Origin of the sequence: Pseudomonas sp. WS 5078 (genome assembly GCF_012985745.1) — a bacterium.
GTDB classification, from domain to species: domain Bacteria; phylum Pseudomonadota; class Gammaproteobacteria; order Pseudomonadales; family Pseudomonadaceae; genus Aquipseudomonas; species Aquipseudomonas lundensis_A.
In genome coordinates, this window is sequence record NZ_JAAQWX010000007.1 from 52,305 (window position 1) to 67,878 (window position 15,574).

At 58.5% G+C, this 15,574-nt stretch carries 13 protein-coding genes; 11 read left to right on the forward strand and 2 right to left on the reverse strand.

The window, feature by feature from the left end:
- Positions 1–115 precede the first annotated feature (115 nt).
- The 6 genes from xerD (at position 116) to HBN68_RS11425 (ending at position 7,615) form a co-directional block, all read left to right on the forward strand.
- Positions 116–1,012 (forward strand): site-specific tyrosine recombinase XerD, encoded by an 897-nt coding sequence (xerD, locus tag HBN68_RS11400; protein WP_094992475.1) that lies wholly within the window; start codon positions 116–118, stop codon positions 1,010–1,012.
- Positions 1,013–1,158: 146 nt separating this feature from the next.
- Positions 1,159–1,890 (forward strand): thioredoxin fold domain-containing protein, encoded by a 732-nt coding sequence (locus HBN68_RS11405; protein ID WP_169964137.1) that lies wholly within the window; start codon positions 1,159–1,161, stop codon positions 1,888–1,890.
- Positions 1,891–2,026: 136 nt separating this feature from the next.
- Positions 2,027–3,331, forward strand: coding sequence for a homoserine dehydrogenase (locus HBN68_RS11410; protein ID WP_094992473.1), 1,305 nt, complete (start codon positions 2,027–2,029; stop codon positions 3,329–3,331).
- Between the two features lie 104 nt (positions 3,332–3,435).
- Positions 3,436–4,845, forward strand: a complete 1,410-nt coding sequence (gene thrC / locus HBN68_RS11415) for a threonine synthase (protein ID WP_169964139.1) — start codon at positions 3,436–3,438, stop codon at positions 4,843–4,845.
- Positions 4,846–4,964: 119 nt separating this feature from the next.
- Positions 4,965–7,064, forward strand: a complete 2,100-nt coding sequence (locus tag HBN68_RS11420) for a transporter substrate-binding domain-containing protein (protein ID WP_169964141.1) — start codon at positions 4,965–4,967, stop codon at positions 7,062–7,064.
- Positions 7,065–7,207: 143 nt separating this feature from the next.
- The gene (locus tag HBN68_RS11425; RefSeq protein WP_094992470.1) at positions 7,208–7,615 is read left to right on the forward strand and encodes a response regulator; all 408 of its coding nucleotides are present in this window, start codon (positions 7,208–7,210) and stop codon (positions 7,613–7,615) included.
- Positions 7,616–7,788: 173 nt separating this feature from the next.
- Here the strand turns inward: HBN68_RS11425 and HBN68_RS11430 are convergent, their stop codons facing one another.
- Together HBN68_RS11430 and HBN68_RS11435 are read right to left on the reverse strand one after the other, a co-directional pair.
- The gene (locus HBN68_RS11430; protein WP_094992469.1) at positions 7,789–8,673 is read right to left on the reverse strand and encodes a TIGR02285 family protein; all 885 of its coding nucleotides are present in this window, start codon (positions 8,671–8,673) and stop codon (positions 7,789–7,791) included.
- Between the two features lie 49 nt (positions 8,674–8,722).
- A complete protein-coding gene (locus HBN68_RS11435; protein WP_094992468.1) occupies positions 8,723–9,922 on the reverse strand; it encodes a CaiB/BaiF CoA-transferase family protein in 1,200 nt (399 codons plus the stop codon).
- 134 nt (positions 9,923–10,056) lie between these two features.
- On the opposite strand from HBN68_RS11435, the gene HBN68_RS11440 reads away from it, so the two are divergent.
- The 5 genes from HBN68_RS11440 to HBN68_RS11460 all read left to right on the forward strand — a co-directional run bounded on the left by HBN68_RS11440 (position 10,057) and on the right by HBN68_RS11460 (position 15,118).
- A complete protein-coding gene (locus HBN68_RS11440; protein ID WP_094988811.1) occupies positions 10,057–10,599 on the forward strand; it encodes a YaeQ family protein in 543 nt (180 codons plus the stop codon).
- Positions 10,600–10,654: 55 nt separating this feature from the next.
- Positions 10,655–12,364, forward strand: coding sequence for a single-stranded-DNA-specific exonuclease RecJ (gene recJ, locus HBN68_RS11445; RefSeq protein WP_094992467.1), 1,710 nt, complete (start codon positions 10,655–10,657; stop codon positions 12,362–12,364).
- A gap of 119 nt (positions 12,365–12,483) precedes the next feature.
- Positions 12,484–13,590, forward strand: a complete 1,107-nt coding sequence (locus tag HBN68_RS11450; RefSeq protein WP_094992466.1) for an NADH:flavin oxidoreductase/NADH oxidase — start codon at positions 12,484–12,486, stop codon at positions 13,588–13,590.
- 179 nt (positions 13,591–13,769) lie between these two features.
- Complete coding sequence (locus tag HBN68_RS11455) at positions 13,770–14,486, forward strand: tellurite resistance TerB family protein (RefSeq protein WP_169964143.1); 717 nt, start codon at positions 13,770–13,772, stop codon at positions 14,484–14,486.
- Positions 14,487–14,848: 362 nt separating this feature from the next.
- On the forward strand, positions 14,849–15,118 hold the full coding sequence (locus tag HBN68_RS11460; RefSeq protein ID WP_047277335.1) for a hypothetical protein: 270 nt from the start codon (positions 14,849–14,851) through the stop codon (positions 15,116–15,118).
- Positions 15,119–15,574 lie beyond the last annotated feature (456 nt).

A 15,574-nucleotide genomic window follows, 5' to 3' on the forward strand; every position in this document is an offset into this window, starting at 1 on the left:
TGTGTGATAGATGCTTTCTGTTTATGCGGCGAGCCGGCTATGAAAGACTAGCGGCCACTTTCACTGTTCACTATTTATTTATGCGCGGCTCGATGCCTGCGCGTTTCGAGCGCCAATGCCAGCTATAGATGACCCGCTTATTGACCGTTTTCTGGATGCCTTGTGGCTGGAAAAAGGCCTGTCTGACAACACCCGTGACGCGTACCGCAGTGATTTGGCGCTCTTCAATGGCTGGTTACAGGAGCGCGGGATCGGATTGCCCAACGCTGGGCGCGAGTTGCTACTCGACCATCTGGCCTGGCGCCTCGATCAACACTACAAACCGCGTTCTACGGCGCGGTTTCTGTCAGGGGCGCGTGGGTTCTATCGTTACTTGCTGCGCGAAAGAGTGATTGCGGTTGATCCGACGCTGCAAGTCGATATGCCTCAACTGGGTCGACCCTTGCCCAAATCCTTGTCCGAGGCCGATGTCGAAGCGTTGCTGGCCGCCCCTGACCTGAGCGAAGCCATCGGCCAGCGCGATCGCGCCATGCTGGAGGTCTTGTATGCCTGTGGGTTGCGGGTCACCGAGTTGATCAGCCTGACGCTGGAGCAGGTCAACTTGCGCCAGGGTGTGCTGAGGGTCATGGGCAAGGGCAGTAAAGAGCGGCTGGTGCCCATGGGAGAAGAGGCGATTGTGTGGGTTGAACGCTACCTGCGTGACGCCCGGCATGAACTCTTGAGCGGCCGTCCCAGTGATGTGCTGTTCCCCAGTCAGCGCGGGGAGCAAATGACCCGCCAGACCTTTTGGCACCGCATCAAGCACCAGGCCAAAGTAGCCGGTATCGACAAATCACTGTCGCCGCATACGCTGCGCCACGCCTTCGCAACCCATTTGCTCAATCACGGGGCGGACTTGCGGGTGGTGCAAATGCTGCTTGGGCACAGCGACCTCTCGACCACCCAGATCTACACCCATGTGGCCCGCGCCCGCTTGCAAGACTTGCACGCCAAACACCATCCGCGTGGTTGAAGTACCGTCTCAGGCCTTGCATCAGCCACAGTCGGCCTTGCGGGCCAACTGTGGTAGGCTTTGCCGGTTTAGAAAACGAGCCGCTACACCCCTTTTTACCCCGGGGTATTCACATTCGGCCGTTTTGTCCGCCTTCAGGAGTTCTCATGCGCGTGACCCAGATCTTCGCCGCCGCAGCCATTGCGTTGGTCAGTACCTTTTCGTTTGCCGATACCGGCGCCGAGCAAGCCATTCGTAAAAGCCTTGAAACGCTGCAGCTGGACGTTCCGGTCGAAAGCATCAGTGCCAGCCCGATGGCGGGCCTGTACGAAGTCAAGCTCAAAGGCAGCCGTGTGCTGTATGCCAGCGCTGACGGCCAGTTCATCGTGCAGGGCTACATGTTTCAGCTCAAAGACGGCAAGCCGGTCAACCTGACCGAAAAGGCCGAGCGCGTCAGCGTCGCCAAGCTGATCAACGGGATTCCTGCAACAGAAACCGTTGTGTACCCGGCGGTAGGCGAAACCAAATCGCACATCACGGTGTTTACCGACACCACCTGCCCGTACTGCCACAAGCTGCACGAAGAAGTGCCTGAGCTGAACAAAATGGGCATTGAAGTGCGCTATGTAGCGTTCCCGCGTCAGGGTTTGGGCTCGGCCGGTGATCAACAGTTGCAAGCGGTCTGGTGCTCGAAGGACAAGAAAAGCGCCATGGACAAAATGACCAATGGCAAAACGGTTGATGCGCCCAAGTGCGCCAACCCCGTGTCCAAGCAGTTCGCACTGGGTCAGTCCATTGGCGTAAACGGTACACCGGCAATTGTTTTGGCCGATGGCCAGGTCATTCCGGGGTATCAGCCGGCTGCACAGGTTGGCAAGCTGGCACTCAGTGTTAAATAATCCTGCCTCGTCACAGTAAGCCTTTGACGAGCATGGGCGGGTCGTTCAATGACCCGTCCATTAATAGAGAACCGTGGCAGACCACGGTTGTTTTCCACGGCCGACCCAGCGTCGGCCGTTTTATGGGGAGTTCAGCGTGAATCCGGTCAAAGTAGGCATCTGTGGACTAGGGACCGTCGGTGGCGGCACCTTCAACGTACTTAAGCGTAACGCCGAGGAGATTGCCCGCCGTGCCGGGCGTGGCATCCAGGTTGCGCAAATTGCGATGCGTACGCCAAACACTCAGTGCGACATTACCGGTACCCCCATTACCAACGATGTATTCGCTGTTGCAACCAACCCTGAAATCGACATCGTGATCGAGTTGATCGGCGGTTACACCGTTGCCCGCGAGCTGGTGCTCAAAGCCATTGAAAACGGCAAGCATGTGGTCACGGCCAACAAGGCGCTGATTGCCGTTCATGGCAACGAAATTTTCGCCAAAGCCCAGGAGAAGGGCGTGATTGTTGCGTTCGAAGCGGCGGTCGCGGGCGGCATTCCGGTCATCAAGGCAATCCGCGAAGGCTTGTCTGCCAACCGCATCAACTGGGTGGCTGGCATCATTAATGGCACGGGCAACTTCATCCTCACCGAGATGCGCGAGAAAGGCCGGACCTTCGAAGACGTTCTGGCAGAAGCGCAAGCGCTGGGTTATGCCGAAGCCGATCCGACCTTCGACGTTGAAGGCATTGACGCTGCCCATAAGCTGACAATTCTGGCGTCTATCGCGTTCGGTATTCCGCTGCAATTCGACAAAGCCTACACCGAGGGCATCACCAAGCTGACAACCGCTGACGTGAACTACGCCGAAGCATTGGGCTACCGCATCAAGCACCTGGGCGTTGCCCGCAGCACGGCCAGCGGCATTGAGCTGCGGGTTCACCCAACTCTGATCCCGGCCGACCGCCTGATTGCCAATGTCAACGGCGTAATGAACGCCGTGATGGTCAACGGTGACGCCGCAGGTTCGACCTTGTTCTACGGTGCTGGCGCCGGCATGGAGCCAACCGCTTCCTCGGTCGTGGCAGATCTGGTCGACGTGGTACGTGCCATGACCTCCGACCCCGAGAACCGTGTGCCGCACCTGGCCTTTCAGCCAGACTTGCTGTCTGATCATCCGATTCTGCCGATCGAAGCCTGCGAAAGCGCGTACTACTTGCGCATTCAGGCCAAGGACCATCCCGGCGTTCTGGCGCAAGTGGCCAGCATCCTGTCCGAGCGCGGCATCAACATCGAATCGATCATGCAGAAAGAAGTCGAAGAGCATGACGGCCTGGTGCCCATGATTCTGTTGACCCATCGCGTGCTTGAGCAGCACATGAACGACGCCATCACCGCGCTGGAAGCGTTGCAAGGCGTAGTCGGTTCAGTGGTCCGCATCCGCGTGGAACATCTAAATTAATGACCAGCGGCAGGCTGTAGGCGCTTGCCCCCGCTAACGCGCCATCCGGCGTTGACGGGGGCCATGACGCCACGGCTTGCCGCTCACCTTGAAGGTTCGCCCTAATGCGCTATATCAGTACCCGCGGCCAGGCACCGGCCCTGAATTTTGAAGATGTCCTGCTGGCCGGTCTGGCCAGTGATGGCGGCCTGTACGTGCCGGAAAACCTGCCACGCTTTACCCAGGAAGAAATCGCCTCGTGGGCCGGCCTGCCTTACCACGAGCTGGCATTTCGCGTGATGCGTCCGTTTGTGACAGGCAGCATCCCGGATGCCGATTTCAAAAAGATTCTCGAAGAAACCTACGGCGTGTTCTCCCACGCGGCCGTCGCGCCTTTGCGTCAGCTCAATGGCAATGAATGGGTGCTGGAGCTGTTCCACGGCCCGACGCTGGCATTTAAGGATTTCGCCCTGCAACTGCTGGGTCGCTTGCTCGACTACGTGCTCGAAAAGCGCGGTGAGCGGGTGGTGATTGTCGGCGCCACCTCCGGTGACACCGGTTCGGCGGCGATTGAAGGCTGCAAGCACTGCGAAAACGTGGACATTTTTATTCTGCACCCCAATAACCGGGTGTCTGAAGTGCAGCGTCGCCAGATGACCACGCTGTTTGGTGACAACATCCATAACCTGGCCATCGAAGGCAACTTCGACGACTGCCAGGAAATGGTCAAGGCCAGCTTCGCGGACCAGGGTTTCCTGAAGGGCACGCGTCTGGTTGCCGTGAATTCGATCAACTGGGCGCGGATCATGGCCCAGATCGTTTACTACTTCCACGCGGCCTTGCAACTGGGCGGGCCACACCGTTCCGTGTCGTTCTCGGTGCCCACGGGCAACTTCGGCGACATCTTCGCCGGTTACCTGGCGCGCAACATGGGGCTGCCGATCAATCAGTTGATTGTTGCCACCAACCGCAATGACATCCTGCACCGCTTCATGAGCGGCAACCAGTACGCCAAAGAAACCCTGCACGCGACCCTGTCGCCGTCGATGGACATCATGGTGTCCTCGAACTTCGAACGCTTGTTGTTCGACCTGCACGGGCGTAACGGTGCGCTGGTTGCCGAGCTGATGGACACGTTCAAACAAACCGGCCACTTCAGCGTTGAAGACGATCGCTGGACCGAAGCCCGCCGCCTGTTTGATTCGTTGGCCGTTGATGACACCCAGACCTGTGAAACGATCGCCCAGGTGTTCGCAGAAACCGGCGAAGTGCTGGACCCGCACACGGCCATTGGCGTGAAGGCAGCACGTGAATGCCGCCGCAGCCTGGACATCCCCATGGTGACTCTGGGCACGGCTCACCCGGTGAAGTTCCCTGAGGCGGTTGAGAAGGCAGGCGTAGGAAAGGCATTGCAACTCCCAGCGCATCTTTCTGATTTGTTTGCGCGAGAAGAGCGTTACACCGTTCTGGCAAACGATCTCAAAGCCGTTCAAGCCTTTGTCAGCCAGCATGGCAACCGGGGTAAAGCCTTGTAAAAGGTCTTGTCCTACATACATTGAAGCCCGTCGCCTGACGGGCTTTTTTGTTTCTGCGTGGCAAACTTGCGCCGTTCTCGCCCTCCAAGGCTGGCGAGTTGTCGGTCAAGGAAGCTGCCATGTCACGTACTCTTCAGGCATTTGAATCATGGATCTACGCCGTGCTGGTTATCGGGTTGCTGAGTTTTATGCAGACGGTCGATGCCGCACACGGATTACCCTTCAAGCTGCCCCCAAGCTTTGCCAGTTTCAAGCCGTTGCGTCTGGACAGCGAAGAAAAGCGTTGGCTGCAAGAGCACGGGAAGCTTCGCGTGGGGATCACGATCGATGATTACGAACCCATCGATATCACCAACGACCGAAATCGTTATCAAGGTATCAGCGCCGATTATCTGAGCATTATTCGGGACAAGTTAGGGGCTGAGGTCGAGGTGCTTGGCTACCGCAAGCGCGATCAGGCTGTCGCCGAACTGCTGGCGGGCAAGATTGATGTATTGACCAGCGCCAGTGGGTTTGAGCGAGGGATCGAGGGCATCGAGTTCTCGCAGCATTACATGGTTGATCAGCCAGTCATTGTCGGGCGTGATTCGGAATCTGAATCCATCGTTGAATGGGCGGGCAAAAAGATCGGCTTCGTGGACGGTTACATCGATATTCAAGCCGCCCACGCGTTCTATCCAGACAGCGAAATCATCATCACGCCTAATATGCACAGTGCCATGGAGGCACTGATAGAAGGGGATATCGATGCTTTCATCGGTAATGAAATCATTGTTCAGGCCTTCAAGAGCATCCGCCCTTTTTCAAGATTGCGCATCATCGATGACAGCGCCATACCGGTCTCGGGGTTCGCCTTTGCTACCCGTCTTGCAGACCGTCAATTAACGTACCTGATCAATCAGGTACTCGACAGCGTGGATGACACCCTCTCGGAGCTTATCCTTTCACGCTGGACCCACGGGTTAGAGGGAAGCATTGCCCAGCAACATATAGATTTGCTCCCCAATGAGCGTGAATGGATCAAGGCCAACCCGGTGGTCACGGTGGTAAGCCAGCAATTTCCGCTTTACACCTTCAAGAACGCCGTGGGTGAGTGGGAAGGCTTGAGCATTGATATCCTCGCGCGCATTTCACGCATGACCGGTCTGCAATTCGTTCATGAAGAGTCGTTTTCGACCGCTCAAACGTTGAGCCTGCTCAAGAGCGGTCAAGGGCAGATGAATGCCACGTTATCGATCAGTCCGGAGCGCAAGGCGTTTCTCAACTTCACGTACTCCTACGGCGGGGCGCCATGGGTGTTTATCGTTCGCACCCATGATTCCCGGCTGGGCTCGCTGGAACAGCTGTCCGGCAAAGTTTTGGCACTGCCCGCCAGGCATGCCCTTGAAGCCATGATCAGGCGCGAGCATCCGGAGGTTGAAATACGCACGGTTGCCAGTTTCGATCAGGCCAGGAGCCTGGTGGAAAAAGGCGAGGCAGATGCAACGATTCAAAGCGAGACACAGGCGTACCTCTATCCGCCGGGCCGCCTCAAGGTGGGCCGCACCGTTGATGGTCGCTGGTCGGCTGATACGTTTTCAGTGCATGTAAAGCACCCCGAGCTCTTGAGCATTGTGAACAAGGCGCTGGAAGCCATGACCATGACGGAAATCCGGACGTTGAGAAGCAAGTGGCTGGGCGGGGTGGGTAAAGCGCCGTTCGTCGAGGGCTCTTTTTATCACTCACCCTGGTTGTATGTGCCAGTGACCGCGTTGCTGGTGGCAGGCCTGGTGCTGTTTTTATGCAATAGGCGCCTGCATAAACAAATTAGGCTCGGGCAAGCGCGCGAAGCACAGTTACGAGAAGGCATCCATTTCCAGCGCCGCTACCTGGACGGTATACCCAGCCCCATTTTTGTCGTCGGCGTAAAAGGTGAGCTGGTCACCTGCAACCGCAGTTATGAAGAGCGTTTGTCCGTCAAGCTGGAGCGGATTCAAGGGTTAACCAGTCTTGAAGTTAATCTTTATCCGCCGCCGTTGGCTGAGCAGCTACATCAAGAGTTATTGAGCGTTATTCGAAGCCGAAAGCCCTTTTATAAAAAACGCGTACTGGTATTCAAGGCCTGCAGTACTGAGATTTATCAGTGGACTGTTCCCTTTTATTCTTCCACCGGGCAGTTGGAAGGGCTGGTGGGGGGGTGGTTTGATGGGGCGGAATTCAGAAAGTGGGCTCTACCTTGAGGCAATTGTCTACGGGCCCGAAGATGTAGTGCTGCGTAGGGTTTTCTTACCGAAATTCAAGATTTGTCTTATGTTTTGTTCAGTTCGAGCCTTCTACAGTGCGCTCCATTCGAGAAATCGTTCCGCTGCTGTAAAGGCTGATGATGCAAAATCTGAAAGTACTGATCCTTGAAGACAATCCGTTTCAGTTGATGGCCATCCATCAAATGTTGAACGCATGCCGCATCTTTGATGTGCTCACGGCTTCAAGCCTGGAAGCAGCACGTCATTCCCTCGCTGTGCGCGGTGCTATCGATATCGCCATTTGCGACCTTTACCTGGACAACCTCTCCGGGCTTGAGTTGATCCGTGAACTGGCGGAGCACCGAAATGCTTCGGCACTGATCATTCAATCCAGTGCTGCGCCGCAGGTGGTTGAAACGGCCGCGCATCTGGCACGCAGTCAAGGCCTTAAGGTGCTGGGTTGCCTGGCCAAACCCGTCACATTGAGTCGCTTGAACCAGTTGTTGCAGGCTTATCAGGTTCCGTGTTTCAACGCTTTGGCCCACTGAGCAAATATGATTGCTGCACCAGGGAACCTTTTTTCCTACTGGCTTGTCAGATTTTTCATCGACGGGATCAAGCGTTTTGCTCCGATGCCTGAAGCCTGTCGAGCGGATCACATGATCCTGTTAAACCCCGAGTTGACTCCCCACTGCTCGGGGTTTTTTTTGAGCAAAATTTGTCAGCGCGAGAGCGGACGTTTAGGCGGGGCTGTTTGTCCATTCAAGTAGTCGTCTGGCTGGCCGGGCTCTTGCCACCGAGCTTCTGCCTCGCGCAAGGCGTCCGGCCCCAACGTTGCCAATGCCCGGTTAATCCGGACCAACGCTTCGTGGCCGGCAGGGGTGTCGGAGCAACCGATATAAATCGGCTGATAAGCGGGCGCGCCCAAAATCCGATAGAACAGCAGCGTCTCATACGGCAAACCTTGCTGCCGGGACTTGGACTGGATCTCGGGCCAATACCCCAAAACACCTTCCAGTCGGCCTGCATGCTGCATTTGCAAGAGACTGCCCAGCGCATCATTGCCGTGGTGAACAAACACCTGGCGGTCTTCGCTGTGCGCCAGTTGTTCATCGATCCACATGCCATAACTGCGCTTGGCCACCACCCCCAGCCGCATGCCTTGGGCATTGAGCATGCGCTTGAGGTCCACGGCGTGATCGGTGACATAAGGCGCGATCTTCGGCTGATCGCTGCTGCGGATTACCAGCCCGTTACTGTGTAAGCCCATGACCGGCGCTGAGTAGGCGATTGAACGCGCACGTGCCGGATTCCACACCAGCGCCGGGTCGCACGTCAGGGTCGGGTCTTGCAGCATTTGCATGGCGCGGGCCCGATTGACCTGCACCACCACATGTTCGTATTCAGGCAGGTTGGCGATCAGGAAGGGCATGAGTTGATCAATCACCCCCTGACCTTTTTGCGGGCCTTCAAAGACGGTTAGCGGGGGCAAGTCGCGCATCAGCCACGTGAGTTTTTCGGCCCCTGAACTCATGCACGCCCAGCCCAGCAGCGCCCACGGAATGAGTTGAGCCCAACGGCATGGCCGCCGTGAGCGAATCGTCATGGTGCGGTGTTCCTTCTACTGCGTTTGAAAAGGGAGATGAACCCCTCTGCTAAATGGCGCCGTTGTGTTTCAGTGCCGCAATGGCCGAGGCGTCGTAGCCCAGCGCACCGAGCACTTCGTTGTTATGGGCACCCAACTCAGGCCCCACCCACTCAGCCGATCCGGGTGTGTCGGAGAGCTTGGGCACAATGCCTGGCATTTTAAAGTCCTTGCCGTCGGGCAGCTTGGCACTCAAAAACATTTCCCGCGCCAGAAACTGCGGGTCGCTGAACATGTCTTGCGCCGAGAAAATACGGCTGGCCGGCACCTGCGCCGTATTCAATTGCTCAAGCACCGCCTCCAGCGGCAGCGAGGCCACCCAACGATCAATCACGCCGTACAGCTCATCGCGTCGCGCGTCGCGCCCGTCATTGCTGGCCAACAGCGGGTCGTTTGCCAAATCGTCACGGCCAATCAGCTGCATAAAACGTTTGAAAATGGCATCGCCGTTGGCGCCAATCTGAACGTGCTTGCCGTCCAGGCTGGTATGGATCGAAGAAGGTGTGATACCGGGCATGATATTTCCCGTGCGTTCGCGAATAAAACCGAACACATCGAATTCGGGAACCATGCTTTCCATCATCGCGAAAATGGCTTCATACAACGCCACATCCACCACTTGGCCCTGGCCGCCATTCACCTCGCGGTGCCTCAAGGCCATCAATGCACCGATCACGCCCCACAGCGCGGCAATCGAGTCTCCAATGGAAATGCCGGTGCGCACGGGCGGCCGGTCTTCGAAGCCGGTGATGTAACGCAACCCGCCCATCGACTCCCCCACGGCGCCAAACCCTGGCTGATCCTTCATCGGCCCGGTCTGGCCAAAGCCCGATAGGCGGACCATGACCAACTTGGGGTTCAAGGCATGCAACACGTCCCACCCCAGCCCAAGCTTCTCGAGCACACCGGGCCGGAAGTTTTCGATCAGGATATCCGCGTCGGCCAGCAACGCCTTGAGCACCTGAATGCCTTCGGGGTGCTTGAGGTTGAGCGTCAGGGATTTTTTGTTGCGCGCCTGCACGAACCACCACAGCGACGTGCCCTCGTACAGCTTGCGCCACTTGCGCAAGGGATCGCCCCCATCCGGGGATTCGACCTTAATCACCTGCGCCCCGAATTCGGCGCAAATACGTGAAGCAAACGGCCCGGCGATCAGCGTTCCGAGTTCGACAACCTTAAGGCCCGAAAGGGGTTTGGCAGCGAGGGGCATGAGTAATCCTTGTCCGGGAGCGTGCGAGTACAGCCTTTTAACATAGGAGCGGGCGCGCAAGAAGCCGCAGAGTTCGTTGATCCTTGGCGTATCGGGTAGACTTGCCGCCTTTCTCCGTATCAAGAAGCCCGTTCATGGCCCAGCCGTCCACGACTTATAAGTTTGAACTCAACCTCACCGATCTGGATCGCGGTGTGTATGAGAGCGTAAAACAGACCATCGCCCGTCACCCTTCGGAAACCGAAGAGCGCATGACCGTGCGTTTGCTGGCATATGCCTTCTGGTACAACGAACAACTGTCCTTCGGCCGCGGCCTGTCTGATGTAGACGAACCGGCGCTGTGGGAAAAAAGCCTGGATGACCGTGTTTTGCACTGGATCGAAGTCGGCCAGCCTGACGCCGAGCGCCTGACCTGGTGTTCGCGCCGCACAGAACGCACCAGTTTGCTGGCCTACGGCAGCCTGCGCGTCTGGGAAGGCAAAGTGATCCCGGCGATCAAAAACCTGAAAAACGTCAACGTGGCGGCCGTGCCGCAAGACGTCCTCGAAACCTTGGCCAAAGACATGCCCCGGGTCATCAAGTGGGACGTGATGATCAGCGAAGGCACGATATTCGTGACCGATGATCGCGGCCAGCACGAAGTGCAATTGCAGTGGTTGACCGGCGAGCGCGGTTAATCCTCGCCCTGCGTGAATCTTTCAACCTTCAGACACAGAGACACATCCCCCGCCTATGCGCATCGAACCTCGTCCATTGCCTGAAACCCTGCCTTTTCTGGGCGAAATGCCGACGTTACTGACACGGTTGTACGCCGCCCGTGGCGTGCAGTCGCCCGCTGAACTGGACAAGAGCCTGGCGCGGTTGATTCCGTACCAGCAGCTCAAAGGCATTGATGCCGCCGTGGATTTGCTGGTGCAGGCGCTGGACCAGCGTCAGCGCATCCTGATCGTCGGCGATTTCGACGCCGATGGCGCGACGGCCAGCACCGTCGGCATGCTGGGCCTGCGGTTACTGGGGGCCGCGCATGTCGATTACCTGGTGCCCAACCGCTTTGAGTACGGCTACGGGCTGACCCCGGAAATCGTCGAAGTTGCCCTGACCCGCGAGCCGCAGTTGCTCATCACGGTCGACAACGGCATTTCCAGCGTAGAAGGGGTCGCAGCGGCGAAAAAGGCCGGTCTGAAGGTGCTGGTCACCGACCACCACTTACCGGGCACTGAATTGCCTGCCGCCGATGCCATCGTCAACCCTAACCAGCCGGGCTGCGAGTTTCCCAGCAAGGCATTGGCCGGGGTGGGGGTGATTTTTTATGTGCTCATTGCGTTGCGTGCGCGTTTGAACAGCCTGGGCCGATACGAACACAGCAAGGCGCCGAACATCGCTGAACTGCTGGACCTGGTGGCATTAGGCAGTGTGGCGGACGTGGTGCCGCTGGACGCCAACAACCGGATTCTGGTGCATCAGGGCCTGGAACGGATTCGCGCCGGTCGCGCACGGCCGGGGCTCAAGGCCATTCTGGAAGTGGCTAAACGCGACCCTGCGCGCATCACCTCCACCGACCTCGGCTTCATCATCGGCCCACGGCTGAACGCGGCGGGGCGCCTGGACGACATGAGCCTGGGCATCGAATGCCTGCTCACCGACGACGCCAACGCCGCGCGCGCCATGGCCGCCCAACTGGACGACATGAACCAGGACCGCAAATCCATTGAGCAAGGCATGCAGCGCGAAGCGCTGGCCCAGCTCAAGGAATTACCGGTCGACTCGATGCCGTTCGGGTTGTGCCTGTTCGACCCGGACTGGCACCAAGGGGTCATCGGGATTCTGGCGTCGCGCCTCAAAGAGCGCTATTTCAGGCCCACGTTTGCGTTTGCCGATGCGGGTGACGGCTTGCTCAAAGGGTCGGGGCGTTCTGTGCCGGGCTTTCACATCCGCGACGCGTTGAGCGTGGTTGCAGCGCAACACCCTGACTTGATCGCCAAATACGGCGGCCACGCCATGGCCGCCGGATTGACCTTGCCGGTGGCGAACTTTGAGCGGTTCAGCCAGGCGTTCGATGAAGAAGTGCGGCGACAACTGCGTGAAGAAGACCTCATGGGGCGCCTGCTGTCCGATGGCAGCCTGACCGTCGAAGAGTTTCACCTTGAGCTGGCCCGCGCCTTGCGCAATGCCGGCCCATGGGGGCAACACTTCCCCGAGCCGCTGTTTCACGGCGTGTTCCAGCTGGTTGAGCAACGCATCGTCGGTGAACGGCACCTTAAAGTGGTACTCAAAACCGAATGCGGCAGCGTCAAACTGGACGGCATTGCGTTCGGCATCGACCGCGAGGTGTGGCCCAATCCGACCATCCGTTGGGTTGAACTGGCCTACAAACTCGACCTCAATGAGTTTCGTGGCAACGAGACCGTGCAACTGATGATCGCCCACATCGAGCCGCGCTGAGCCACGGCGGATTTGAACCCCACCTCTTTCAGTGTTGTCGACTAATCTCTGGGTAGAGCTTGGTCGGCAAACCGACGTCAAGCCGTCTGGAGCTTGCCCACTGACATGAGAGGTGACCCATGAGCCTGCTGCTTGAACCCTATTCCCTGCGCCAACTGACCTTCTTGAACCGCATTGCGGTGTCGCCCATGTGCCAGTACTCCAGTGTTGACGGGTTGGCCAACGACTGGCACTTGGTCCACTTGGGCAGCCGCGCCGTGGGCGGTGCCGGGCTGATTTTCACCGAAGCCACCGCTGTCACGGCCGATGGTCGCATCACGCCGCAAGACCTCGGCCTGTGGAATGACCAACAGATCGAACCGCTGCAACGCATCACCCGCTTTATTCGCGCCCAAGGCGCCGTCGCTGGCATCCAGTTGGCCCACGCCGGGCGTAAGGCCAGCACCTGGCGGCCGTGGTTAGGCAAACAAGGCAGCATCAAGGTGGAAGACGGCGGCTGGGTGCCGGTCGGGCCATCGCCCATCGCCTTTGACCCACGCCACACCGTGCCCACGCAACTGGACGAAAGCCAGATCCAGGACGTCATCCAGGCCTTTGCCGGCGCCGCCAAACGCGCGCTTGAAGCCGGGTTTTCGGTGGTTGAAGTCCACGCTGCTCACGGCTACTTGCTGCATCAATTTCTCTCGCCGTTGAGCAACCAGCGCCGCGATCAATACGGCGGTTCGTTCGAAAACCGCATTCGTTTGGTGCTGCAAGTGACCGAGGCGGTGCGTGAAGTGTGGCCGCAAGAACTGCCCCTGTTCGTCAGGGTATCGGCCACCGACTGGGTAGAAGACGGCTGGAACCCCGACGAAACCGTCGAACTGGCGCGGCGGCTCAAAGCGTTGGGTGTCGACCTGATCGACGTGTCTTCGGGGGGCACATCGGCCAACGCCGAAATCCCCGTCGGGCCGGGTTATCAGACCCGCTTTGCCGAAAGCATCCGCAAAGAATCGGGCATCGCCACCGGCACGGTCGGCATGATTACCGAACCGGCGCAGGCCGAACACATCCTGCGCACCGGCCAGGCCGACCTGATCTTGTTGGCCCGCGAACTGCTGCGCGACCCTTACTGGCCGCTGCATGCCGATGACGACCTGGGCGGCAAACAGGCGACCTGGCCTGCGCAATACCAGCGCGCCACCCATCGCGATCAACCCATTCACGAATCAGACCTGCGCGAATGAACCCAGCCCGGCCCACCCCGCGCCTGCGCGGGTAGTGCCGGGCCGTCTTCAGGTTCAATTAATGTAGGTTTGGCAAGCTTGGCGCAACATCTGGAAGCAAACCAACTGACTACGGCGCGTGGCCGCGAACTACTCTGTCGGCCTGCTGACTCCCCCAACCCTGTTGCTAGAGGCTGTGTATGAATACGCGTGGATTGCTCGATCAGTTACTCAAGTCTGGCCAAGAGTTATTGCAAAACAAAACCGGTGCTGCAAAACCCGGCGCGGGTGCCGACAAAGGCGCACTTGGCGGATTGCTCGGTGGATCGGGCGGGCTAGGCAGCCTGCTTTCGGGGGCGGGCGGCGGGGCCTTGGCGGCGGGAGCCATGGGCCTGCTGCTGGGCAACAAAAGCGCGCGCAAAATCGGCGGCAAAGCCATCACCTACGGCGGCTTGGCGGCGCTGGGCGTATTGGCCTACAAAGCCTACGGCAACTGGCAGGCCAGCCAAGGCACCGCGCCGCAAACCGAACCGCAAACCATCGACCGCATCCCGCCCGTGCAAGTTGAACAGCACAGCCAGGCCATCCTCAAGGCGCTGGTCGCGGCGGCCAAAGCCGATGGCCACATCGACGACCGTGAGCGTGAATTGATCGAAGGCGAGTTCCACAAAATCAGTGGCGACTCGGGTTTGCAGGACTGGTTAAAAGCCGAACTGAACAAACCGCTGGACCCGGCCGAAGTGGCACGTGCGGCAAGCACCCCGGAAATGGCGGCCGAAATGTACATCGCCAGCGTGATGCTGGTGGACGAAGAACACTTCATGGAGCGTGCCTACCTGGACGAACTGGCCAAACAGCTCAAGCTGGAGCCGGGGCTCAAGGCTGAGCTGGAACGTCAGGTTCACCAGGCGGCCTAGCCGCCGTGTGCTGCACGGGCGTGACGTCGCACTACGATTTGTACGCACGTAATTGCGGGAGGTTTCGTACAGGTTTGCTGATTGATGAGGTTGTTCGGTCACGCCTATAGTCTGCGCTCGCCCCTCGGGGCGACCGGGTTTGGCGACCTGGACAGGATTTTGGAAGCGTAATGGTTGTTGTATTTGGCGAAGCGTGTATTTTGCATCGCCATCCTTTATGGCTGCTGTGCGCGGGAGATCTTCGGGTCTGCCGGGTTTTCCTAGATTCTGCCGGTTCGCCAACCCGCGTACAGCAGCCACCTTTGATTTCGTTTGGCGACGGGAAGTGGGTGGCCTAATCGCAAGATCTAGGAGTTGTCTCAATGATTAAGTCCCCATATATCCCGCTAACAGCCATCGACTGCACGATCCCCGCCTTATTGATTGACCGAAACGCCCCGCTTGATGTGTTGCATGCCAATGCCACGGCCCGTGTGCTGGCGGTTACCCAATTGATGGAAACCTTTTCCAGCCGCGAGGTGCAGGAGGCGGATGCGGTTGACCTCAAGCATCTGGCAGCCACCGCAGCCGTGTTGCTGCGTGATGGGTGTGATTTGCTCAACGTGTTGGGGTGGCGATTGCAGCCGAGTTGAGTCTTTCCAGACGGTGTTTTTTAAACGCGATCTCCCAACCCGTTTTACTGCTACCACTCAACCCTGAGAACACCGCAGAAGGTCTTTTACTGCCGCCACTCAACCCTGAGAGCACCGCAAAGGCCCCTCACAGAAGGCCGAGCGCAGGCGGTATGACGGGGGTGACGAGGCAGGATGCCGAGACAGCCGTGCTGGGCCATGGATGGCCCGTCACGGCGTGCCCCCGTTATATCGCCGGAGCGAGGGCACCGGCGAGCCTAGGCGAGGCGGCCGTATGGCAGGGCAAGGCCTTTTTGGTTCCTTTTGTGGCTGTTTGACAAAAGGGACTCGCTGTAAGAGCGAAACCAATCATCCAGTTAGGCGCTGATGCCGGATATGTACGCCCTGTTCCTGTTAAAGCAACTGTGTACATATCCGTTGGATGTGTGAAGGCCTTCTACGGGTTCCGCCCTTACG

Bases quoted from the DNA above. Each gene is read 5' to 3' on its own strand.
- xerD (WP_094992475.1), top strand. From the start codon at position 116: ATGCCAGCTATAGATGACCCGCTTATTGACCGTTTTCTGGATGCCTTG.
- HBN68_RS11425 (WP_094992470.1), top strand. From the start codon at position 7,208: ATGCAAAATCTGAAAGTACTGATCCTTGAAGACAATCCGTTTCAGTTG.
- HBN68_RS11405 (WP_169964137.1), top strand. From the start codon at position 1,159: ATGCGCGTGACCCAGATCTTCGCCGCCGCAGCCATTGCGTTGGTCAGT.
- HBN68_RS11430 (WP_094992469.1), bottom strand. From the start codon at position 8,673: ATGACGATTCGCTCACGGCGGCCATGCCGTTGGGCTCAACTCATTCCG.
- HBN68_RS11455 (WP_169964143.1), top strand. From the start codon at position 13,770: ATGAATACGCGTGGATTGCTCGATCAGTTACTCAAGTCTGGCCAAGAG.
- thrC (WP_169964139.1), top strand. From the start codon at position 3,436: ATGCGCTATATCAGTACCCGCGGCCAGGCACCGGCCCTGAATTTTGAA.
- HBN68_RS11435 (WP_094992468.1), bottom strand. From the start codon at position 9,922: ATGCCCCTCGCTGCCAAACCCCTTTCGGGCCTTAAGGTTGTCGAACTC.
- HBN68_RS11450 (WP_094992466.1), top strand. From the start codon at position 12,484: ATGAGCCTGCTGCTTGAACCCTATTCCCTGCGCCAACTGACCTTCTTG.
- HBN68_RS11440 (WP_094988811.1), top strand. From the start codon at position 10,057: ATGGCCCAGCCGTCCACGACTTATAAGTTTGAACTCAACCTCACCGAT.
- HBN68_RS11460 (WP_047277335.1), top strand. From the start codon at position 14,849: ATGATTAAGTCCCCATATATCCCGCTAACAGCCATCGACTGCACGATC.
- recJ (WP_094992467.1), top strand. From the start codon at position 10,655: ATGCGCATCGAACCTCGTCCATTGCCTGAAACCCTGCCTTTTCTGGGC.
- HBN68_RS11420 (WP_169964141.1), top strand. From the start codon at position 4,965: ATGTCACGTACTCTTCAGGCATTTGAATCATGGATCTACGCCGTGCTG.